This is a genomic window from Sorangiineae bacterium MSr11367 (assembly GCA_037157805.1).
GTDB classification, from domain to species: domain Bacteria; phylum Myxococcota_A; class Polyangia; order Polyangiales; family Polyangiaceae; genus Pendulispora; species Pendulispora rubella.
In genome coordinates this window covers 2,685,278-2,706,514 of record CP089983.1, presented here as the reverse complement: position 1 = coordinate 2,706,514, position 21,237 = coordinate 2,685,278, and the positions used below count along the sequence as shown (strand labels likewise).

The following is a 21,237-nucleotide window of genomic DNA, read 5'->3' as shown; positions in this document are numbered from 1 at the left end:
TCTCCCTATTTACAGGCCCGCGCGCAGCTGGGTGATGGGGCGGTAGATGCGCTCCATGTATTCGTCGGCGGAGCGCGTCCAGGAGAAGTCTTTGCGCATGCCGCGCTCGATGAGGCGGCGGAAGCTGCGGCGGTCGTGGTACGCGGTGAAGGCGTCGTCTGCGGCGATCAAGAGCGACAGCGGATCGCGGTTGCGCGCGACGAAGCCCGTGCCCTCGTCGCGGACGGGGTTGTACGGCGTGACGGTGTCGTGCAGCCCGCCCACGTCGGTTACGATGGGCACGCAGCCGTAGCGCATCGCGTACATCTGCGTGAGGCCGCATGGCTCGTAGCGCGAAGGCACCATGAGAAAATCGGAGCCCGCGTAGATGCGGCGTGCCAGGCCCTCGTCGAAGGCCACGCGCGTGGCGATGCGCCCGGGAAAGCGCCCGCCGAGCTGATAGAGCGCGCGCTCCAAATTGGCGTCCCCCTTGCCGACCAACGCCACACGCGCACCGCCCTGGATCAAATTGCCGAGGATAGGCAAAATGAGATCGATGCCCTTTTGATGCGTGAGCCGCGACACCAACGAGAAGAGCGGCGCCCGCGGCTCGTGCAGACCGAGCTCCTGAAAGAGCACCTCCTTGTTCTGGAAACGCGCGGCCTCGAAGTTCTCCACGCTGTACTGCGCGGCAATGGATCCGTCGGTGCGCGGGTCGAACGTCTGCACGTCGACACCGTTGAGGATGCCCGCCGTCTTGTACGACTGCGTCCGCAGAAAGTCGTGCAGCTGAAATCCGCCCTCCGCGGCGAGGATCTCGTGCGCGTACGTGGGGCTGACCGTCGTCGTCCGATCCGACAGTGCAATCGCGCCCTTGAGCAGGTTCACCAACCCGCGGTGCTCCAGAATGCCGGGATGGTACGCCCCCCGCGGCAACGCGAGCCGGTCGAGCGAATCGAAGCCGAGCACCCCCTGGTAGGCCAGGTTGTGAATCGTGAACGCCGTGGGCACCTCACTCCACGCCTGGCCCATGGTGAGGCGCGCGTACAAGATCGCGAAGGTAGCGTGCCAATCGTGCGCGTGGATGACGTCCGGCCCGCGATCCGGGCCCACGCCGCCCCAGAGCCTCTCGGCGATGGATAACGCAGCGCGCGACATCGTGGCGAAGCGCAGCTCGTTGTCGCCGAAGGTGCCGTGGGCATCTTCGTAGATACCATCGCGCTGGAAAAGGCCCGGATCGTCCACCAAAAAGACGCGCACCCCCGGCGCCAGGCGCACCTCGACGACGCCGCACTCGCGCACGTCGTCGGGTCCCCACCCCACCCGCGCCGGCACGGTGCCAATCCAGCGATGCAGATCGTCCGAAGGAATCTTCGTCGTGCCGTAGAGCGGCGTGACGATAGCGACATCGACACCGCGCTGTCCGAGCGCACGCGACACACCGAGAACGACGTCGCCCAGGCCCCCCGTCCGGGCAAACGACTCGACTTCGGACGAAACCATGAGAAGGCGCAGGGGTCTTGCCATAGACCCCGCACTTTACACAGAAGCCTCCCCTTTGTTCCCGTAAACGTGCCCATGCCCGTGCCCGTCCCCGTCTACACGTCCCTCCGCAAGGGCCACGGGCAGGGGCACGGGCACGTTTACGGGGTGGCTAGCTCGCCTTGGTCTTCAGAAATGAGTACGCGCGCGTGGCCGTGTGGAAGAGCGGAGAATCCGGGCGAATCAAGCTTCGCAGCTTCTGCACGCCCTCGTGCTCGAGGCGGTGCAGGAGATAGTCGAACGGCGCCCGCCGCCGGTAGGCGCTGAAGTACTCGCGGAGCTCGTCGTGCGTCTTGACCTGCGCATTGTCGGCGTAGCGCACGATCCACGGCGTGAAATACGGATAGAGAACATTCGGCGCCTGCGCCGTGCCCCAGTCACCGTGGAGCGTCGTCTTCATGAAGTTGCCAATGAGCAGGTCATCGAAAATTTCATATTGGACGGCCGTCATCAGCGACGCGCGCGGCACCTCGAACGACAAGCTGCGCCCCGCGCGAAGCGGGCCGATCCGCGACGTGGAGTGCAACTCGACCACGTGCTCCTTGCCGCCGACGATGAAGCGCAGATGGTCGATCTTGTCGGCGAGGAACTCGATGGATTGGAAGTACCGCGTCAACTTGGAGATCTCGTCGCGCTCCAGCGGCTCGGACCAATGGTCGCCGAAGCTCGCCGCCGTTTGAATCTCACCTTCGATGCGCGCCGGTGAAAGGCACTCGTACGAGTCTTTCTCGCAATCGTATTGCACGAACGCCGGCAGCATTTCACAGCCGCCCCGCGTCTCCGTCGCCTCCAGCGCCGAAAGCGGCGTCACGTACTCTTGGCACCAGATGCTGTCATCCCGCTGGTAGCGATGAAAGCTGCTGAACGGGATCATGTACGTGGTTTGGAAATAATTGGTCCAGAAACCCACCTTCTCACGGAGGTATGCGTCCCAATAGGCTTTCGACTCCGCACTCGCCGTCGGGGCCGGCGGTATCAGCTTCACGCCGTTTTCGTCGACGACGTTGATCATATCGACGTCGCCATAGCCGAACAGCTTGAGCAAAAAGGATATCTTGTATTCCGATATCACCTTCTTGACGAATCGACCCCAACCGCGCTCCACCGCATCGTTGAGATTGACCACCAGCCGGCCGCCCACGTCGACGAGCAAAATGGCATCTTGGTGGTAATCGGAAATGCACATCGCGCGGATGTTCTTGGACAGCTGCATCCACGTCCGATCCCGCATCACGGTGACGTCGAAGCCCCGCTCGGTCAGATCGGTGAGCATGCGCCCGCCTTCGTGGTTCGGCAGCAGGATCTTCTTGTTGGCCAGTCGGTCCAGCGCCGCCGCGTGCACGTGATCGGGATGGCCGTGGGAGAGCCACATGTATTCCGCCTGGAAGATATGCTCCAGCTGCGCCGAAGGTATCTCGTTGCGCATACCCCAGCTCCCAAAGTAGGGGTCGCCGCAAATCCACGGATCCGTCGTCAAAATCGGCTTGTCATCGATGCACGTGACGGTTGCGTTCCCAATCGTCTCGAACCCAATCATTCTTTCCCGCCCCCTACTACTTGCCTGCCAGGTGCTGCGAACTGCTCCTACGCTGATGCCGATCGAGGCGGAAACGGCGCGAGGTAAGGCAATTTTTCCAGGTATCTATGGTCTCGAGTCCTACTTGTGCGTGTGGACGGTATAGTCGTCGTACCGTGGGTGTCTTCGATCGGATCTTTGGCAAGGGTGGCTATGCGCAGGTGGCGCGGCGCGCGGAGTTGCGCGGCGATTTGGCCCGTGCGGCCGAGCTCTGGGATCTCGCGGGCCAGCCGGAAGAGACCGCGCGCGTCATGCTGCTTCGCGGCGATGCCGAGCTCGAGCCCTCGGCGCGCCGGCAGCATTACCTGCAGGCCAAGAGCATCGCGCCCGAGGGGCACTCGGTGCGCGAAGAAGCGCGCCGCAAGCACGCGCTGCTCACCCTGGCCATGGCCAAGGACGGCGCCCTCTCGACGGCGCTGCGCCAGGAGCTGCTCGCCGCGGCGCGGGAGCTCGAAGAGCTGGGCGAGCCCCTCAAGGCCGCCGACGGATACCGCCTCGCCAGCGACGAAGAGGGCGAGGCGCGCGCGCTCACCCAGGCCGGCGAGATCGAGAAGCTCGAGAGCTTGCTCACCAGCGAACAAGATCGCCAGCGCCGCGAGCGCGCACGCCAGCAGACCGCGGCCGAGGTGGAAATGATGGTCGCGGGCGGCCGCCGCCGCGAAGCACTCGCCACTGGAGAGGCCTGGCTGGAGACGGATCCGGACGACCGCCTTTTGCGCGAGCGCTGCGATGCCCTTCGCGCGCGCCGCACGCGAGGCGCGGTGTTGCGCGTGGTGCTCGAGGGGCGCGATCTGCTCTTTGCCTTCGGTCAGGAGATCGTGCTCGGGCGCGCCGAGCCCACCCTGAGCGCCATCGGACCGGAGACGGGGCACATCGCGGTGGCATCGCACGCCGTCAGCCGGCGCCACCTTCGCATCGTGCGCGAGGGCGGCGAAACCTTCGCCATGGACCTAGGGAGCCGCAACGGCACCTACCTTCGCGGCATGCGCGCGGCCGGAAAGGTCTCCATGGGCCCCGGCCTCGAGCTGCACCTGGGCAACGAGGTGCCCGTGCGCCTCACGCCGAGCACCCAGATCGCCGGGGCCATCGTCATCGAGATCGCCGGCCGGCGCTACATCGCGCCCTTCGGTGCTGCGCGCCTTCCCGTGGCCGATTGGCAGCTCGACCTGGGCGCGGGCGGCTGGCTCGAGTTGATCGGCGGCGCGCACGCCTTCTTGGGCGACGCCGCCCTCGCCTCGCGCGCGACCTTGCTCGCGGGCGATCGCATCGCGCGCGCCCGCGGCGGACCTTGCGTGCTCGAGATCGCGGGAGAGACGTGAACCGCCGCCCGTACCCGCACCCCGACGTCACACGCTTGCTCGACGTGGGTCGCCCGAATGGCCCCTCGCTCGACGAAGCAATGGCCCTCTTCCAGCGGATCCGCCGCTCGCCGCACGAAGCGCGCGCCCTGGAGGAGCTCACCTTTCGCCAGGACGCACTGCCGCTGCCCGATCCGCTGCTCGTGGCCGCGGCCTCCGCCATGATCGATCGCGGCGAGACGACGGCCGCCATCGCGTTCCTGCGCGCGGCCACGTCGGCGCCCGCTCTCATGTTGCGTGCGGACCTCGAGGCCGAGCGCGGTGACGCGAGCGCGGCGCTCGCGCTCGTCGAACGCGTGCTCCTGCGCGACATCGAGCACCCGGGCGCGCGCGAACGCCACCAGCGGTTTCGCGAGTCGCTGGGCATCCCCGCCTTCGGCCCCGAGCGCGCGCGCCAGGACGACCCGAAAGCCTCGACCTGGCTCGCGAACGAGCCCGACACGCCCTACGTGCTCCATCGCGAGGTCGCACGCGGCGGTGCCGGCGTCGTCTACGAGGCCGAGGATCGCGATCTCGGACGGAGCATCGCGCTGAAGATTTACCACGACCCTCATCGGCAGCGCGATCAGCTCTTGCACGAAGCCCGCGTGGCCTCGGCGCTCGCGGGGCCGGGCGTCGTGCGCATCTTCGACGTCGATCCGGACCATGGTTGGATCGCCCTCGCGTGGGCACGGCGTGGAGCCCTTCGCGACCGCATCCGCGTCGTGGATCGCGACGTCCTGTTCCCCATCGAGTCGTGGGCGCTGCCGCTCGCGCACACGCTCGCGCGCGTGCACGATGCCGGGTGGCTCCACCTCGACGTCAAACCCGCGAACGTGCTCTTCGACGACCACGGCGCGCCGCTCCTCACCGACTTTGGGATCGCGCGACGAAACGGAGAGCCTCCTGTGGCAGGAAGCCTCGGTTATGTTTCTCCCGAACGGCTAGCCGGGGCCCCATCCGCGCCGAGCGACGATGTATACGGATTCGGGCGGCTCATCGAGGATGCGCTGCAAGCGCTGAACACTCCCGAGCTTTTCGCGCGATGGCGCCCCCTCGTCGCCGCCTGCATGGCCCCACGCGACGAGCGTCTCGGCTCTGCGAAGGCCCTTGCACAGGCGATGGCGGAGCTCAAGGCGGACTAGAAAGTATTTACGCGATGCATTGTTTCTAAACGTCGACGAAACACATGGGAAACATGGCGAACGTCACGTTAAAGCCATGTCACAAATCAACACCGGTGATACGGCCTGGCTCCTCGTGAGCTCCGCTCTGGTTCTTCTCATGACCCCCGCACTTGCTCTCTTCTACGCGGGGATGGTGCAACGCAAGAATGTGCTTTCGACGCTCATGTACTCCATGGCGGCGATCCCGGTGTTGGGTCTGAAGTGGTGTCTCTTTGGATACACCCTCGCCTTCGGCCCATCGAAGTTCGGCCTGATTGGCGGGCTCGATTTCATCGGCCTGCAAGGCCTCGCGGCCGATGTGCACGGCAGCGTGCCGACCTTGGCCTTCGTCGCGTTCCAGATGATGTTCGCCATCATCACGCCGGCCCTCATCTCGGGCGCGTTCGCGGAGCGCATGAAGTTCAGCGCGTACATCGCGTTCGTCCTCCTGTGGTCCACCTTCGTGTACGACCCGGTCGCGCACTGGGTGTGGGCCGAGGGCGGTTGGCTCTTCAAGATGGGCGCGCTCGACTTCGCCGGGGGCACCGTCGTTCACCTCACGGCGGGCATCTCGGCGCTCGCGTGCGCCATCGTCATCGGCAAGCGCTACGGCTACCCGCAGCGCAAATCGGTGCCGCACAACCTGACCATGACGCTCACCGGTGCAGGCCTCCTCTGGTTCGGTTGGTTCGGGTTCAACGCGGGCAGCGCGCTCACCTCGGGTGCGCTCGCGGCACTCGCCTTCATGACCACGCAGCTCGGTGCGGCGGGCGGTGCGGTCGGCTGGCTCGTCGTCGAGACGGCGCACCGGGGCAAGCCGACGGCGCTCGGCATCGCGTCGGGCCTCGTGGCCGGCCTCGTCGCCATCACGCCGGCCGCCGGGTACGTGGCGCCCTGGGCCGCGATCCTCATCGGCCTCTTCGCGGGCAGTGTTTGCTACTTCGCGGTGCTGCAGAAGGACCGCTTTGGCTACGACGACTCGCTCGATGCATTCGGCATCCACGGCGTGGGCGGTCTCGCGGGTGCGCTCCTCACGGGCCTCTTCGCGCAGAAGAGCCTCAATGAAGCCGGCAACGACGGCGCCCTGTTCGGCAACGGCCACCAGATGGTCACCCAGCTCATCGCCTGCAGCGCCAGCCTCGTGTACGCGTTCGTGATCACCTTCGGCATTCTCAAGTTGATCGACGCGGTCATCGGTCTGCGCGTGAGCGAGAACGACGAACGCGAAGGCCTCGACGCCGCGCTCCACGGCGAGGAGGGCTACGTGCTCTCGGGCTCCGCCACCGCCGGGGCCGAAGCTCCGCCCGAGCCGGTCCCCTCTGCGCCGCCCGTCGCCGCGACCATCGTGAGGGCCGACGCCACGTCCACCTGAGCGCCGGTTCCATCTTTACAGGTCTTTTAGATCGTTTCCCGTATTCGAGGACCGCCATGATCAGCTTGAAAAACGCGCACCTGCGTGCGCGACCGGGACTCCTTTGTGCCTTGATCGCGACGTCGACCTTGATCGCACGCTCCGCCCAAGCGCAGTCACCCCCCGATGCACCGCCTGCATCATCGTCCGCACCCGAACCCGAGAAGCCCGCGGAGGCCACGGCGCCTCCGCCCCCGAGCGTCGCCGCGGAAGCTCCGAAGCCCGCCGAACCTGAAAAGCCGGCGGCGACCCCTGCCGCGGACGCCTTGAAGGTGACCGTCGGCGGCTATGCCGAGGCGTATTACGCGTACAACTTCAATCGGCCGGAAAACGGCGTCACGAATTTTCGCTGGATCGACAACCGGCACAACACGTTCAAGCTGCAAACCGCGGTGCTCGACGTGCAGGCCGAATACGGCGCCTTCCAGGGCCACATCGCCCTGCAAGCCGGTCCCACCGCCGAAGGTTGGTACGCCGACTCGGTGGAAGCCCGCGCCGGGGCATCGGGTGCGGCTTCGCTCTCGGCGTCCACGTGGAAGATCCTCCAGCAGGCCACCGTGGGATGGAAGGCGCCCGTGGGCAAAGGGCTGCTTCTCCAGGCGGGCCTCTTCGTCACGCCCATCGGGTTCGAGGGTGCGGCGGTCAAAGACAATTACAACTGGTCGCGCTCGAACCTCTTTTTCGCACTGCCGTTCTACCACGCGGGCGTGCGCGCCTCGTACGAGGTGGCCGAGAACCTGACCGTCGCCGCGTGGCTCGTCAATGGCTGGAACCAAGCCACCGATGGCAACGACGGCAAGTCGGGCATCGCGCAGATCACCTACAAGATTCCCGACCTGCTCTCCGCGCAGGTGCTCTACATGGGCGGGCCCGAGCGCGGGCAAGACAGCGCCGAGGGTCGCCCGTTCCGTCATCTGTTCGACGGGTGGGCGGAGTTCTACGCGCACAAGCTCGTGTCGCTGGCCGTGCACGGCGACGCGGGGTTCGAGAACGGCGCCTTCGGCTCGCACTCGTGGCACTCGGGCGCGGTGTATGCGCGGGCCCAACCGCTTCCGTTCCTCTACATCGCGGCGCGCGGCGACGCCTTCGTCGAGAGCGTGGGCACGAAGGACGGCGGCACGGCGTCCTCCATCTTCTTCGGCAGCGACGTCTATTCGTTCACCGGCACCGTCGACCTGCGCCCGATGGACCACTTGTCCTTCCGGACCGAGTACCGCCACGACTCGGCGCAGAACGACATTTTCTTCAAGCATGGCTCCGTCAAAGACAACGACGGCAACTACGTCCCCAACGCCGACGCGCAGGACACCGTGACCGTCGGCGTGACGGGTTGGTTCTAAGGGATCGCGCCGCGAAACACCTCGCCGCGGAGGGCGCCGCCAATGCGCTCGCCCGTGGCGAAGGATTTCACGCCCATGGACTCGGCGCCGCGTTTCAAGTTGGCGAAGAGGAAGCGCACGGCGCCGCTGCCGTGCGAGCTGGCCGCGAGGCCTTGGTGCGCGAGCAAGGTGGCGAAGGAGCGCGTGGCGATGGGAGCCCAGTTCATGCCGTCGGTGCTCGCCGACGACGATGCGGTGGTCTCCCCTCCCGCGGTGGACAGCTCGAGACGGGCGAAGAAGGTGCTCTCGGCGCTTAGGCCCGCCGGGGGCGGTGCCTCGAGCTCCGTGGTGGGGCCGCCCTTGGCCAGGCGGTACTGCACGCGAATGCGCCCGTTGTCGGCGGGGCGGCACACGGCGAAGTAGGGGCTGTCGGCATCGCGCGTGGCGCGCGCCATGATGCAGCCCTTGGCCCATCGTTCGACGTTGGAGCTGGGCACCGCGATGGCGGTGCTCCACGTCGTCGCGTCCGTCGCGTTCTCCGCGGGCGGTTCCGATTCGGCGAAGTAGAAGCTGTCGTTCGTCCCGGCGATGTCGCCCGACTCGACCGAGACGCCCACGAGCTCCCCCTCCTCGACTTGATTCGGCTCGCAGCCCATCAAGAGGCAGAGAAACGGCCAGCCCGTTCGCGTCTGCGTGGTGGAAGCCCAAGGATCCACCTCGGCGTTCACGCGGTCGGTGGCGAGAAAATTCGCCCGGTGGGCGCGCGCCGCGTTCCACTGGAAGGGGTCGTCGAGACCACCGCCCATGGTGCCGCCACCGTAGACCCGGCTGACCAGGCCCGCGCGGTGGACTTCCTCGCTGCGCCACGCATTCTCGGCGTCGGCGTTGAAGAAGACGATGTTCGGCCGGCGCGCATAGGCCGGAAAGGTGCAGTTCGAATCCAGATCGGGTGCGATGAAGGCCACGCGATCGGCGTCACCTTCGCCGAGGTACGTGTCGAGCTTCGAGCCATGCGAACACGCCGCCCCGCCGGTGAGCGCGACGATGACCTTGCCGCGCAGGTCCTTCGTCTCGGGCCACGCGCACTTTCGTGACGGCTGCTCCTCGGAAACGGCCTCGCGCAGGTTCTTGGCCCCCGGGCAAGCCCGCATCAAGTCGCGCGGACGGAAGACGGCGTCTTCGCCGAACACGCTGGAGATGGCGGCATCGAGATCCGACGCATCGTGCCCGTTGGCGGCGAAGTCGTCCTTCAAGTCGAGCCAGAGCGTCACCACCTCGTGCTGCGGGAAGGCGTCGTGGAACGTCTTGACGGCGCGGAGGCAGTCGCTGAGGCGCACGCACTGCGTGTCGTCGTACGGCGCCGCGAACACGTGGTAGACGAACCAATCGCGCGCGCTGGTGGCGTAGCCATTGCGGTCGACGTGGAGGTCGAACTCCAGGGCGCGCACGCGGTGGTAAACCAGCTCGTCGAAGATGGTCTCGTCGCGCACGTAGCTGTTGTGCGTCGCTTTTTGCTGCACCTGGTTGAAGCGGACGCCTTTGGGCTTGGCCACGCTGGCGGCCGCGCTCAATGTGCGACGAAGGAGGCCTTCGTCATGGCGTGCCCATGGGCCGCCGCCCTGGGTCTCGGCGCACGCCGCCGCGAGCAGAAGTACCCCCGCTACCTTCCAGGGACGCCCTCGGTCACGCCCCCCGCTCACCCGCCACCCGTTCCGACCACTCCCGATACCCCAGACTTCGACACCTTCTCATAGTGTCGTTGGTGTTTCACTTGACGCAAGGAGGATATGCCCAAAGATCGTGTACCTACGATGCCTACCACGTACACAGATCTGCTCGCCGACGTTAAAAAGACCACCAAAGAGGTATCGCTCGACGAGCTCAAGAAGCGGCTCGCGGCAGGTGAAAAGATCACGCTCCTCGACGTGCGTGAAAAGGAAGAATATCGGGCCGGGTACATCCCCGGTGCCATTTCGATTCCGCGAGGCTTCCTCGAGATGCAGGTCGAGTCGAAGTTGCCGGAGAAGGGCGCAAAAATCGTGGCCTACTGCGCCGGCGGGACGCGTTCGGCGCTGGCCGCAGCGACCTTGCAGCAACTGGGTTACACGAACGTGGAGACGGCGATGCCGGGCTTCGTGCGGTGGAAGGACGTGGGCTACCCGGTGGAGACGCCGCCTCAGCTCACCGATGCCCAGCGCGATCGCTACTCGCGTCATATCCTCCTGCCCGAGGTGGGAGAGGTTGGGCAGGCGCGCCTGCTCAAGAGCAAGGTGCTGCTCCTCGGCGCCGGCGGCCTCGGATCGCCCGCCGCGCTTTACCTGGCCGCCGCGGGCGTCGGCACCCTGGGCATCGTGGACGCCGACACGGTCGACGCGTCGAACCTGCAGCGCCAGATTTTGCACTCCACGAGCCGGGTGGGCATGACCAAGGTCGAAAGCGCGGCCAAGGCCATCGCCGAGATCAACCCCGACGTGAAGGTGATCGGTCACGAGGAGCGCCTCACCAGCGAAAACGTGGAGCGCCTCTTTGGCGACTACGAGCTGGTGGTCGACGGCACGGACAACTTTCCCACGCGCTACCTGGTGAACGACGCCAGCGTGTGGATGGGCAAGCCCATCGTGCACGGCTCCATCTTCCGCTTCGACGGCCAGGCCACGACGTTCCTCCCGCCCAAAGCCGCGGAGAAGTTCGGGCGCCAGAGCGGTCCTTGCTACCGTTGCCTCTACCCGGAGCCCCCGCCCCCGCACCTCGCGCCGAGCTGCCAGGAGGCCGGTGTGCTCGGCATCCTTTGCGGCATCGTCGGCACGTTGCAGGCGACGGAGGCCATCAAGCTTCTCCTCGGCAAGGGCGATCTACTCGCCGGCCGGCTCATCACCTACGACAGCTTGAAGATGCAATTCCGCGAGCTCAAGCTGCGCAAGGACCCCAATTGCCCCGTGTGCGGCCCGAACCCCACGATCAAAGAGTACATCGACTACGAGGGCTTCTGCGCCATCGGCGTGTAACCCACTCGGCCTACTAGGAGAGAGAGAATTCACAGGAAGACGGGAAGACGGGAAGGTTTTGAGGATTTCCGATCGCGGCGCTTGGCCGATTGGAAACCCTCGAAATCTCTCCTCAGACCTTCCCGTCTTCCCGTCTTCCTGTGAATTTCTTCTAGCTTTTCAGTGCTGGAAGCGGATGCCGTCGGTCTTCTTTTCGGCGGTCTTCGTGGGTTCGTCTTCTTTGGCCGGAGCCTCTTCGCCGCCCTTGCCGTCGTGGTCCGAGTGTTCGTCGACCGGCAGGGGCGGGAGCATGCTGTCGAGCTTGGCGAGCGCTTCTTTCAAGGTCAGGGTGGCGGTCGCCTCGTCGGGGAGGGCGTTCGGCGAGGAGGACTTGGGGGGCGGCCATGCTCCGACGTAGCGCGGCGACTCGCCGGGGCCGCTGGCGTCGATCCAGCCCACGTGGCCGGTGCCCGGCTGGCGAACGTCGATGTGGATGAACGAGCTGTTCGGGTAGTAGCCGCAGCCGGTATCGGGCAGCGTCTTGCAGAAGGCGACCAAGGCCTCGTTGGAGACGCCGTCGAGGCGCATGTCGAGGGCGCGGCCCGTGGCGTGGTAGCTGCCGGCGCTGGCGGGGCGGTAGCCGGAGATGACCTGCAGGCGGGCGTGCTTGCCCTTCGAGAAGTGGTCGACGATGGTCTGAATGCGCTCGACGAGCTTGGGGTCGATGCGGCGGATGCCGGTCGCGATCTTGTCGCCTTTGGCGTTCGCGAGCTCGGTGGGGTCGACCTGCGGTTTGGGAGCGCTGCCGGGGCGGGCCAGAACGGAGAGGCGCTCGACGGCGAGGTGCGCGACGCTGCCGTCGCACTTGGTCAGCGGGAAGGTGTCCTCTTCGGCGAAGTGCATCACCGTGACGGAGTCGTGGAAGCACGGGGGCTTCACCTTGGGGGCGCGGATCGTGGGCGGGTTGCTCTTGGCGCCCGCGCGCTCTTTGGCGGCGCCTTCCTCGAGCGTGCGCCCCGGGACGGCGCGGTTGGAGCTCAACGCGGTCTTGCCGTGGGGCTTGTGCACCGCGGCTGCGGCGGGGGCCTGCGCCGGGGCGGGCGCCTTGGCGGCCGGCTTCGCGTCGGATTTGCCGGCGTTTTTCGTCGTAGGCGGCGCGGCATGGGCGCCGATCGAACCGAGAATGACAGCGGCACAAGTCGAAAGAGCACCGAGCGCGGACAAAGCCTTCATGGTCAGGTCTCCAGCGCACGCCAGAGAGGGCGCGCTAGACACACATGCACTTACCAGCGTGATTGGGCCAAAAAAATGGCAAAGTCCGTCCCCTCCCCATGCTGACCCGCACCGAATTCGAGGCGTCGTTGAAGGCCCTGCGGGCCGATTACGCCGCCCGCAAAGACAACGTGGCCTGCATCGGCTGCGAGCGCTGCGCCCGCTGCTCGGAGTCCATGTTCTGCACGGACAGCCAGGGCCTGGTCCGCTGCCAATACTGCCATCGCTCCGCCGACTGCACCGACTGCGCGCACTGCACGGGCTGCACGGCCTGCCTCAAGTGCACCCACTGCGAGGACTGCGAACGCTGCAGCGCCAGCGCCTACCTGGTGAAGTCCGTCGGCTGCACGGAGTGCACGTACTGCTACGGGTGCGTGGGCCTCACAAAGAAGGACTTCCACATTTTGAACCGCCCGTACGACCGCCAGACCTACTTCGCCATCGTGGCGAGCCTAACGTAAGGACCAACACGATGTTTCGGTTTGGAGAGTACGGCGCGACCAAACAGCGGCAGCGAGACAAGCCCGGCGGGGCCGGCGCGCTTGTCCGCATCTCGCGAGAGGATCGCCAGGCGTTATGGCGTGTCTTTCTTTCTGGACCACACGTCGCGCCGGGCTCGCCGGTTCGGTCCCGCTGCCGCCGACCACGCACGGACAGGACTCGAGACCGGTACGTCCCATCGAACGAAGCCTTGGGAGGCAGATGATATGCGGGCGGTCATTCAGCGGGTGTCGTCCGCACGGGTCGAAGTCGACGGCGAAGTCACGGGGGCCATCGAGCGGGGGCTTCTCGTCTACCTCGGCATCGGCCGGGGCGACGGCCCAAAGGACAGCGCCTTCCTGCTGGAGAAAATCGTCAACGCCCGCATCTTCGAAAACGCCGAGGGCAAGTTCGACAAGAGCCTCCTCGACGTCGGCGGCGCCCTTCTCGTGGTGAGCCAATTCACCTTGTACGGCGACCTTCGCCGCGGCCGCCGCCCCAGCTTCGACGGCGCCCTGCCCCCCGAGGAGGCCGAACCGATGTACGACGCCTTCGTCCGCGACGCCCGCACCCGCGGCCTCCCCGTCGCCACGGGCCGATTCCGCGCTCATATGCATGTGTCGAGCCTGAACGACGGGCCCGTGACCCTCTGGCTCGACAGCGCGACCTAAGCCGCGCCTCGTCAACGTAAGCGTTGACGTCTGACGTTGACGTTGACGTTGACGTTGACGGCGACGGCGACGTGGACGGCAAGACCTTGACGTCGTCGTTGACGGCATATCGCGTCTCCAAGACGTCAACGACGACGACTACGTTGGGTCGTCTACGTCGCCGTCGCCGTCCACGTTCACGTCAACGTCAACGTCAACGTCAACGTGAGCGGGGGCGCTTGGGCTGGCTCGAGCGGGCCAGGGAAAGGCGCGTGGCGAGGGAGATCGCTTCGCGCGTGCCCCTGGGATCGGCTTTGCGTTTGCCCGCGATGTCGTAGGCGGTGCCGTGATCCACGCTGGTGCGGATGATGGGGAGGCCGAGGGAGATGTTCACAGCCTCGCCGAAGCCGAGGAGCTTCATCGGGATGGTCGCTTGGTCGTGGTACATCGCGAGGACGGCGGCGAAACGGCCGGCGGCGCCGAGGCGGTAGGCGCTTTCGGCGGGGACCGGGCCCTCGAGGAGCACGTTGCGGGCGTCGCGCTTCAACCGGCGGCGCGCCAGGGCCATGCCGGGGGCGATGGCCACCGTTTCCTCGTTGCCGAGGAGACCGCCCTCGCCGGCGTGCGGATTGAGCGACGCCACGGCCAGGGGGAGCGGCTGCTTGCTCACCTTGCGCACGCGCCGGCCCGTTTCGTCGAAGGCGGCGAGATCCGTGATGAGGACCCCGAGCCAGTAGGCCGCGGTGGCCACGCTCTCCGGCGTGATGGCACGCGGCACGGCGCCGAGGCGCAGGTGCGTCGTCACCAAGGCGGTGGTCAGCTCTTTCGATGCGAAGGCCATCACCACCTCGGGCGCACGAAGGCGCCGAGCGAGGTGCTCGGTGTGCCCCAAGAAGGCCCGCGCCGTACGCCCGCCCGAGCTGGCGATGACCTCCTTGCTCACCGGGCCCGTCACCATCGCATCGGCCTCGCCGCGTGCGGCGAGATCGCAGGCCTCGTCGACCCACGCCAGCTGCGCCGCGCCGCCCGCCCGCGTGGGCTTGCCCGGCCGCGCTTCGGATGCCCGCAGGCTCGCCGTCGGCTGCCACACCCGCACTTCGCCCGCCGACCGACGCGCATAGCCCTCGGACGCCGATTCCAGCCGCACGATGCGCGCATCGACGCCCCGCGCTTTCGCCGCCGCGGCCATCACGCCGTGATCGCCCACGAGCACGATGCGCGACGAAGCCGGCGCCTCGAGCGCAGCGAGCAAGCTCACCTCGGGGCCGATCCCCGAGGGACACCCAATGCTCAGCGCAATGCGCGCATGGTTGCTCACGCGCACGCCGGAGGTCCGGCGCTTGCGACGGCCGACCCGCTCCTGACCGAGGCGCGCATCAGGATGTTCTCGTTTGCCCCACGGGCGCCGCGGCAGGTATGCCACCGTTCGGCGTTTCCGACATGACCGCGCCGTCGCTGCCCTCGTTGGACTCGTCCGAAGGCATCTCGGTCGGTGCGCGCAACTTGTAGCCCGTGCCGCGCAAGGTCTCGAGCGGAAGCGCGTCGCCCAGCTTGGCCCGAAGCCGCCGCACGTGGATGTCCACCGTACGGGCCCCGCCCTCGTAGCGAACCCCCCACACGCGGCTGAGAAGCGTCTCGCGGCTGAAGACGCGGCCGCGATTGGCCGAGAAAAACGCCAGCAGCGCGAACTCCTTCGCCGTCAGCACCACGCGCCGCCCGTCGAGCGACACCTCGTGCGCGGCGCGGTCGAGCACGATGCCGCCGATCTTGATGCGCTCTTCGTTCGCGAACTCGCTGCGCTGCCATTCGAGCTGGCGGATGCGCGCGTACAGTTCGGCCGGGCGATATGGCAGCACGATGAAGTCGTCGAAACCACTCGATGGCTCGACGCGTGCAACCTGACGCTCTGGGATGGCCAGAATGGCAGGCGTGTCCTCGAGACGACTTTCGCGGCGTGCCGCGCGCAGGGCGCTGACGGCAAAGTCGGGGCGGTCGCCCGCCTCGATCACGATGGCGCGGAACGAAGCCTCTCCGTCACAGGCCGTCGAAAAGTCGTCCCAAAAGTCGAGGGTGCGAACACTCGCTCCGAGCTGCCGCAGGTGGGATGCAGCACCGTCCTCGGATTCGTGCTCTTTCCCATGCCCCACCACAAGCACATATCTCGATCCTGACATCGCTCATTCTTCGATAGCGCGCTGCGGCGCGCTCGTCGAGAGAGAGTCGGCGCTTCATTTGCTTCTTCGTGTGCGATCGGTGGCGAAGGTCGTACTTGCGCGTAACCTATGTCGTAGCAGGCCGTAGAAGTGAGAGTCGCCCGGATGCCACCCAATCGATCGCGTCGTCTTCTCGGTGTTCTCTTGTTGTCTACGGTTGGTCTGCTCGCCACCGCGTGCTCGACCACGGTTCCGCCGAGGGCGCGAATCCTCTATGTGGCCATCCCGCCGCCGCCCGATCCCGTGGAAATCGAGGGGAGCGCGCCCTCCCCCGTCTACGTCTGGGTCACCGGTCGCTACGATTGGAACGGTGTCGAGTACGTTTGGATCCCCGGCCAATGGGAACCGCGGCCTTACGATCGGGCGGTCTGGATCTCCGGCAAATGGACCCAGACCCGCCGCGGCTGGATCTGGGTCGATGGCCGTTGGGCGCTCGGTAACCGAACCTAGACCTTCGTTCCGCCCACGGTGATGGCGGAAATCTTGATCGTCGGGCACCCCACCCCCACGGGAACGCTCTGGCCGTCCTTGCCGCAGGTCCAGATGCCGTCGGAGACGCCGACGTCGTTGCCCAGCATGCTCACCTTGCGCAGCACGTCGGGACCGTTGCCGATCAAGTTCACGCCCTTGAGCGGCGCGGTGATCTTGCCGTCTTCGACGAGGTAGCTCTCGGTGAGCGAGAAGACGAAGTCGCCGTTGGAGATGTCGACCTGGCCGCCGCCGAACTTCTTCGCGAAGACGCCGCGCTTCACCGTCTTGATGATCTCGTCCGGATGGTGCTCGCCGGCCAGGAGCAACGTGTTGGTCATGCGCGGCATCGGGGCGCACGCAAAGCTCTCCCGTCGGCCATTCCCACTTGGGGTCAGTTTGAAATGGTTCGCGCTCAGCCGATCGTGCATGTACCCGACGAGCTTCCCCTTCTCGATGAGCACCGAGGAGCGTGGCTCGTTGCCTTCGTCGTCCACGTTGATCGAGCCGCGCGACTGAAGCAGCGTCGCGTCGTCGATGACCGTGCAAAGGTCGCTCGCGACGAGCTGGCCGATCTGGCCGGCGTAGTTGCTCGTGCCCTTGCGGTTGAAGTCCGCCTCCAACCCATGGCCCACGGCCTCGTGCAAGAGGATGCCGCTGTCGCCCGGCGCGAGAACCACCTCCATCGTGCCGGCGGGCGCCTCCACCGCATCGAGCATGCGGATGGCTTGCTCGGCGGCCTCGCGCGCATGCCACTCGGGGCTCTTGCCCTCGAAGTAGCCCATGGTCGTGCGGCCACCGCCACCCGACGAAGCCTCCTGGCGCTTCTGATCGCGCTCGGCCACCACGCGCACGCCGAAGCGCACCAGGGGCTGCGTGTCGCGCGCCATCTTTCCGTCGCTGGTGACGATGAGCAGCTCGCGGATCTCTTCCGCCAGGCTCGCCTCCACCTTGATGATGTGCTTATCGAACGCGTGCGCCGCTGCAGCCGCGCGCTCGAGCAGCTTGCGCTTGTCCATGCCGGGCACGTCGAGGGTGACCTTGTCCAGCTCGTAGCGCGACGGAAGCGAGAGCGATCGCAGCGCCACGGGGGCCTTGGCGCCACCGCCCGTTGCGATCTGGGCGGCCGTTTCCGCCGCGCGTTTCATCGCGTCCCAGTCGAACTGCTCCACGTAGGCGTATCCAGTCGAGTCACCTTTTTGTACGCGGACACCGAGCCCCATCGTCACGCCGCGCGAGGCGCTCTTCAGGATGCCCTCATCGAAGAGAAGGCCGCCACCGGCGCGGTACTCGAAGAACAAATCGGCGTAATCGCCACCAACCGCGAGCGCGATGGAGAGGAGGCGCTCAGCGAGCTGGACGTCGATTTCGTTCGGTCCGCCCGGAGCGAACGGCGCCTTGTACAGGGAAGATTGGGTCGGCATGACAGGATTGGAACATATAAACCTCCATCGCGACACGTCGAGTACAGTCACGCCCCAGGCACTCGATGATCACGCTCGCGCTCGCCCTCGTGGCCCTGCATCTCTTCGCCAACCTTCTCTGGATCGGCGCCATCACAGTCGTGGCTTGGCTGGTCCTCACAGCGTCCGGTCGCGCGTCCTCCACCCCGCAACCCAGTGGTGCGTTGGAGCTCGCCCTAGGAACCGACACTCGCTCCGCCGCCGCGCACCTGGCGCGGACCATCTACCTTCGCTTCGCCACGCCGGCGTTTGGGGCCAGTTTTCTCTTCGGCGTGGCACGGCTGGCGATGGATCCAGGCACGTACATTCACATGCATTGGTTCCACGCAAAGCTTACCGCCGCCCTCGGTGTCATTGCTCTGCACCATGTGATCGGTGCGAGGGCCAAGCGACTTGCTGCGGGAAGTATGCAAGCACGGGGAACAAGCGCTATTCTTTTTGGTGCCCTCCTTGCGTGCGTTGTGCTGACTTGCCTCTTCGTCATTTTCAGGAATGAACTCATTGGCTGATTCGGAACAAGTGAGGAGTGCGTTCATCCGTGCCGATTGACCGCGAATCGGTGCTCCAGACCGCTCAGAAGTACGCCGAGAAGAAGAAGTACGATCGGGCGATCGTCGAGTACCAGAAGATCATCCAGGTGGATCCGAGCGACGCTCGCACCCTCCTGAAGATGGGCGACCTCCAGGTAAAAATGGGCGCCTACGCGGATGCGATCGCGACGTACGAACGCGTCGGCAAGCACTACGTCAGCCTCGAATTTTTCGTCAAAGCCGTCTGGGTCTACAAGCAGATCGGCGAGATCCTGCACAAGCACGTGCCGCATCTCGAAGAGCGTTACGCGCACATCGCACCGCAGCTCGCGCAGCTCTATCAGAACCTCGGTCTGACGAGCGATGCCATGGCCACCCTGGACGAGGTGGCCACGCGCCTGCAGAAGCAGCAACGCGACAGCGAGGCCATCGAGGTCTTCCGCAAGACCATCGACCTCGACCCGAACAACCCCATCCCGCATCTGCGCCTGGCGGAAGCTCTCTCTCGTGCACGCGATCCGGAGGGGGCCGCAACGGTATTTTCCACCGCGGCCTCGCTGTTGATCCGTCGCGGCCGCCCCGATGACGCCCTGAAGGTGCTCGAGCGGCTCCTGCATCACAAGCAGGATCCCGCGCAGGCGCGCATCGCCGCCGAGCTTTACCTGCAACGCGGGTCGCAGGCCGACGGGCTGCAGGCGCTGGCGAAGCTGCAGATTTGTTTCCAAGCGAACCCAAAGGACATCGACACCCTGGCCCTCCTGGCGCGGGCGTTCGTGGTCATCGGGCAAGCGGCCAAGGGCATCGAGGTCCGCAAGGAGATGGCGCGCATCGCGCGCGAGCAGGGCAAGACGGACCTTTTCCGTCGCCTCGTGAACGACCTGCTCGAGGTGGCCGGCGACGACGACCAGGTGCAGCAGCTCGCCATAAGCTTGCCGCCGGACGATGACGACGACGAAGAGTCGCAGCTCGCGCCACCGCCGGCCCGTGTTAACATGCCGCAGGCGTCGTCGCCCATCATCGAGGCCGTGGAGCTCGATGAGGAGCTGCTCGCCGACGACGATTCGGCCATCGAGTCCATCGAGGCGCTCTCCGCGCCGGCGACGTCGCGTGCGGGGCAGACGTTGTCGCTGCCGGGTCTGACGGACACGGACGACGTTCCGGTGTTCGACGTGCCGAGTCGGCTGTCGCAGGTGGGTCCGCGGGCGTCGGCGCCGGATCTCACGGAGCGGCACGCGTCGATCTCCGACGACTACCCCGAGATGAGCATCGAGGAGGCCGACGACCTTCTCGTGCCGACGAGCAGCGAGGAAGCCATCGCCGAGCTGCTCGAAGAAGCGGCATCGCTGCGGCGACGGCGGATGTACACGTCGGCCATCGAGTCGCTACGCATTGGGCTCGAGCTCGATCCGTACGCCATGGACCTGCGGCATGGGCTGCGGGACGTGCTCATCGAAGCGGGACGCATCGACGATGCCGTGGACGAGTCGTTCGCCACGGTGTCGCTGCTGCTCGATCGGCTCGATGGCGAGGGTGCCGCGCGCGCGTTGAGCGACATCCTCGCGATCGATCCGGGCAACGAGCGCGCGGTCCACATGCTGCGCGAGCTGGGGTACGACGCGCCGCTTCCGGCATCGGACTCGCGCCCGGCGACCGAGGCGAACGACGATCTGGACGACCTGTACGATCCGGACGCGCCGCTCCCCACGTACGAGCTGGACGAGCTGGGTACGGCGCACATCGAGCCGCCGTCCTTCAGCGATCAAACGGTGCCGCGCGGAACCTTGCCCGGGCCCCCACCGCGGACCATGGCCGCACGGCGCGAGCTGGCCATCGACGATCCTTTCGGCTCGTCCGAGCTGCCGCTCCCGGAGTTCCCCCTCGATCCATCGGCGATGGACGGGGCGCGCCACGCGGACACGTTGCTCGATCCGGCGGCGCCGGATCCGCTGATGGATCCGATGGAGGTGACGAGTCGCCAATCGGCGAGCTCGCGCCCCGTGGTGGAGCTCGAGGACGCGCTGGAGGAGGCGGACTTCTTCGCCTCGCGCGGCCTCTACGGCGATGCGCGGGCCGTGCTCCGCGAGCAGCTGTCGCGCAATCCGAACCATCCGCTGCTGCTCGAGCGCATTCAAGAGCTCGAGATGCAGGAGCACGGCGGCGCGGCGCAGACGTCGGGCACACGCGCAGTGCCCAACAGTGTCGACGAGCGCAGCTTCGACATTTCCGCGTCGCTCGATGCGCTGGAAAACCTGGAAGAGGTCACCGGCCCGATCGACTTGGCCGCGCTCGGCGGGCAGGTCGACGTCGAAGAGGTGTTCGCGAAGTTCAAGGAAGGCGTCAACAAGCAGATCGACGTCGACGACGCCGATATGCATTACGATCTGGGCATCGCCTACCGCGAGATCGGCAAGTTCGACGATGCGATCCGCGAGTTCGAGCTGGCCGCCAACGATCCGACCCGCACCTGCGTGTGCGAGTCGATGATCGGGCAGATTCACATGGACCGCGGCGCCCTGCCCGACGCGATCGATGCCTTCTCGCGCGGACTCGCCGCCAAGACGCGCACGCCGGAGCAGGAGACGATGCTCGCCTTCGAGCTGGGCAACGCGTACGAAGAGAAGAACCTGCCCAAGGATGCACTGCAGTCGTACCAGCGCGTGGCACGCTGGAACCCGCACTACCGCGACGTGCAAGAACGCATCCGCCGCCTCGCGCGGCACGAATCGACGCGCACACCTTCGCGGCCACTCGCCGTCGGGGCCGAGGACGACGAATTCGACCGCGCCTTCGACGAGATCATCGGGGACGGCAAGCTCCCCTAGTCGCGTGGCCGCGATGTCCGAGGTA

Annotated in this window: 17 protein-coding genes; 10 read left to right on the top strand and 7 right to left on the bottom strand. The window is 66.6% G+C overall.

Annotated features, from left to right (window positions below; genetic code table 11):
* Positions 1 to 9: 9 nt before the first annotated feature.
* Positions 10 to 1,482, bottom strand: coding sequence for a glycogen synthase (locus LVJ94_10810; GenBank protein WXB07722.1), 1,473 nt, complete (start codon positions 1,480 to 1,482; stop codon positions 10 to 12).
* Positions 1,483 to 1,633: 151 nt separating this feature from the next.
* A complete protein-coding gene (locus LVJ94_10805) occupies positions 1,634 to 3,058 on the bottom strand; it encodes an MBL fold metallo-hydrolase (protein WXB07721.1) in 1,425 nt (474 codons plus the stop codon).
* Positions 3,059 to 3,213: 155 nt separating this feature from the next.
* Between LVJ94_10805 and LVJ94_10800 the strand changes: the two genes are divergently transcribed.
* The 4 genes from LVJ94_10800 (at position 3,214) to LVJ94_10785 (ending at position 8,351) form a co-directional block, all read left to right on the top strand.
* Positions 3,214 to 4,416 (top strand): FHA domain-containing protein, encoded by a 1,203-nt coding sequence (locus LVJ94_10800; GenBank protein WXB07720.1) that lies wholly within the window; start codon positions 3,214 to 3,216, stop codon positions 4,414 to 4,416.
* Entirely contained in the window at positions 4,413 to 5,579 is a 1,167-nt protein-coding gene (locus LVJ94_10795; protein WXB07719.1) for a protein kinase, read from the top strand. Before LVJ94_10800 ends, LVJ94_10795 begins: the two co-directional genes overlap by 4 nt.
* A gap of 76 nt (positions 5,580 to 5,655) precedes the next feature.
* Positions 5,656 to 6,972: an ammonium transporter gene (locus tag LVJ94_10790; protein ID WXB07718.1), complete on the top strand. Its 1,317-nt coding sequence runs from the start codon at positions 5,656 to 5,658 to the stop codon at positions 6,970 to 6,972.
* A gap of 56 nt (positions 6,973 to 7,028) precedes the next feature.
* Positions 7,029 to 8,351, top strand: coding sequence for an outer membrane beta-barrel protein (locus LVJ94_10785; GenBank protein WXB07717.1), 1,323 nt, complete (start codon positions 7,029 to 7,031; stop codon positions 8,349 to 8,351).
* Here the strand turns inward: LVJ94_10785 and LVJ94_10780 are convergent.
* On the bottom strand, positions 8,348 to 10,030 hold the full coding sequence (locus LVJ94_10780; GenBank protein ID WXB07716.1) for a Ca2+-dependent phosphoinositide-specific phospholipase C: 1,683 nt from the start codon (positions 10,028 to 10,030) through the stop codon (positions 8,348 to 8,350). The two genes, LVJ94_10785 and LVJ94_10780, sit on opposite strands and share 4 nt — an antisense overlap.
* Positions 10,031 to 10,141: 111 nt before the next feature.
* On the opposite strand from LVJ94_10780, the gene moeB reads away from it, so the two are divergent.
* The gene (gene moeB, locus LVJ94_10775) at positions 10,142 to 11,335 is read left to right on the top strand and encodes a molybdopterin-synthase adenylyltransferase MoeB (protein ID WXB07715.1); all 1,194 of its coding nucleotides are present in this window, start codon (positions 10,142 to 10,144) and stop codon (positions 11,333 to 11,335) included.
* A 159-nt stretch (positions 11,336 to 11,494) separates the two neighbouring features.
* On the opposite strand, the gene LVJ94_10770 is transcribed toward moeB, so the two are convergent.
* Entirely contained in the window at positions 11,495 to 12,547 is a 1,053-nt protein-coding gene (locus LVJ94_10770) for a DUF882 domain-containing protein (GenBank protein ID WXB07714.1), read from the bottom strand.
* 98 nt (positions 12,548 to 12,645) lie between these two features.
* Here LVJ94_10770 and LVJ94_10765 point away from each other — a divergent pair, with 98 nt between their 5' ends.
* On the top strand, positions 12,646 to 13,047 hold the full coding sequence (locus tag LVJ94_10765; protein WXB07713.1) for a hypothetical protein: 402 nt from the start codon (positions 12,646 to 12,648) through the stop codon (positions 13,045 to 13,047).
* A gap of 246 nt (positions 13,048 to 13,293) precedes the next feature.
* Complete coding sequence (gene dtd, locus LVJ94_10760; protein WXB07712.1) at positions 13,294 to 13,737, top strand: D-aminoacyl-tRNA deacylase; 444 nt, start codon at positions 13,294 to 13,296, stop codon at positions 13,735 to 13,737.
* A 199-nt stretch (positions 13,738 to 13,936) separates the two neighbouring features.
* Here dtd and LVJ94_10755 read toward each other — a convergent pair whose 3' ends face one another.
* Together LVJ94_10755 and LVJ94_10750 are read right to left on the bottom strand one after the other, a co-directional pair.
* Complete coding sequence (locus tag LVJ94_10755) at positions 13,937 to 15,139, bottom strand: 4-hydroxythreonine-4-phosphate dehydrogenase PdxA (protein WXB07711.1); 1,203 nt, start codon at positions 15,137 to 15,139, stop codon at positions 13,937 to 13,939.
* Complete coding sequence (locus LVJ94_10750) at positions 15,093 to 15,890, bottom strand: winged helix-turn-helix domain-containing protein (protein ID WXB07710.1); 798 nt, start codon at positions 15,888 to 15,890, stop codon at positions 15,093 to 15,095. The genes LVJ94_10755 and LVJ94_10750 overlap by 47 nt, the downstream gene beginning before the upstream one ends.
* 183 nt (positions 15,891 to 16,073) lie before the next feature.
* Between LVJ94_10750 and LVJ94_10745 the strand changes: the two genes are divergently transcribed.
* The gene (locus LVJ94_10745; protein ID WXB07709.1) at positions 16,074 to 16,379 is read left to right on the top strand and encodes a hypothetical protein; all 306 of its coding nucleotides are present in this window, start codon (positions 16,074 to 16,076) and stop codon (positions 16,377 to 16,379) included.
* On the opposite strand, the gene LVJ94_10740 is transcribed toward LVJ94_10745, so the two are convergent.
* Positions 16,376 to 17,821 (bottom strand): metallopeptidase TldD-related protein, encoded by a 1,446-nt coding sequence (locus LVJ94_10740; protein WXB07708.1) that lies wholly within the window; start codon positions 17,819 to 17,821, stop codon positions 16,376 to 16,378. The two genes, LVJ94_10745 and LVJ94_10740, sit on opposite strands and share 4 nt — an antisense overlap.
* 65 nt (positions 17,822 to 17,886) lie before the next feature.
* On the opposite strand from LVJ94_10740, the gene LVJ94_10735 reads away from it, so the two are divergent.
* Together LVJ94_10735 and LVJ94_10730 are read left to right on the top strand one after the other, a co-directional pair.
* Complete coding sequence (locus LVJ94_10735) at positions 17,887 to 18,369, top strand: CopD family protein (GenBank protein WXB07707.1); 483 nt, start codon at positions 17,887 to 17,889, stop codon at positions 18,367 to 18,369.
* A 29-nt stretch (positions 18,370 to 18,398) separates the two neighbouring features.
* Entirely contained in the window at positions 18,399 to 21,212 is a 2,814-nt protein-coding gene (locus LVJ94_10730) for a tetratricopeptide repeat protein (GenBank protein WXB07706.1), read from the top strand.
* Positions 21,213 to 21,237: the final 25 nt, after the last annotated feature.

Bases quoted from the DNA above. Each gene is read 5' to 3' on its own strand.
- LVJ94_10810 (WXB07722.1), bottom strand. From the start codon at position 1,482: ATGGTTTCGTCCGAAGTCGAGTCGTTTGCCCGGACGGGGGGCCTGGGC.
- LVJ94_10805 (WXB07721.1), bottom strand. From the start codon at position 3,058: ATGATTGGGTTCGAGACGATTGGGAACGCAACCGTCACGTGCATCGAT.
- LVJ94_10790 (WXB07718.1), top strand. From the start codon at position 5,656: ATGTCACAAATCAACACCGGTGATACGGCCTGGCTCCTCGTGAGCTCC.
- LVJ94_10785 (WXB07717.1), top strand. From the start codon at position 7,029: ATGATCAGCTTGAAAAACGCGCACCTGCGTGCGCGACCGGGACTCCTT.
- moeB (WXB07715.1), top strand. From the start codon at position 10,142: ATGCCTACCACGTACACAGATCTGCTCGCCGACGTTAAAAAGACCACC.
- LVJ94_10770 (WXB07714.1), bottom strand. From the start codon at position 12,547: ATGAAGGCTTTGTCCGCGCTCGGTGCTCTTTCGACTTGTGCCGCTGTC.
- LVJ94_10765 (WXB07713.1), top strand. From the start codon at position 12,646: ATGCTGACCCGCACCGAATTCGAGGCGTCGTTGAAGGCCCTGCGGGCC.
- dtd (WXB07712.1), top strand. From the start codon at position 13,294: ATGCGGGCGGTCATTCAGCGGGTGTCGTCCGCACGGGTCGAAGTCGAC.
- LVJ94_10750 (WXB07710.1), bottom strand. From the start codon at position 15,890: ATGTCAGGATCGAGATATGTGCTTGTGGTGGGGCATGGGAAAGAGCAC.
- LVJ94_10740 (WXB07708.1), bottom strand. From the start codon at position 17,821: ATGCCGACCCAATCTTCCCTGTACAAGGCGCCGTTCGCTCCGGGCGGA.
- LVJ94_10735 (WXB07707.1), top strand. From the start codon at position 17,887: ATGATCACGCTCGCGCTCGCCCTCGTGGCCCTGCATCTCTTCGCCAAC.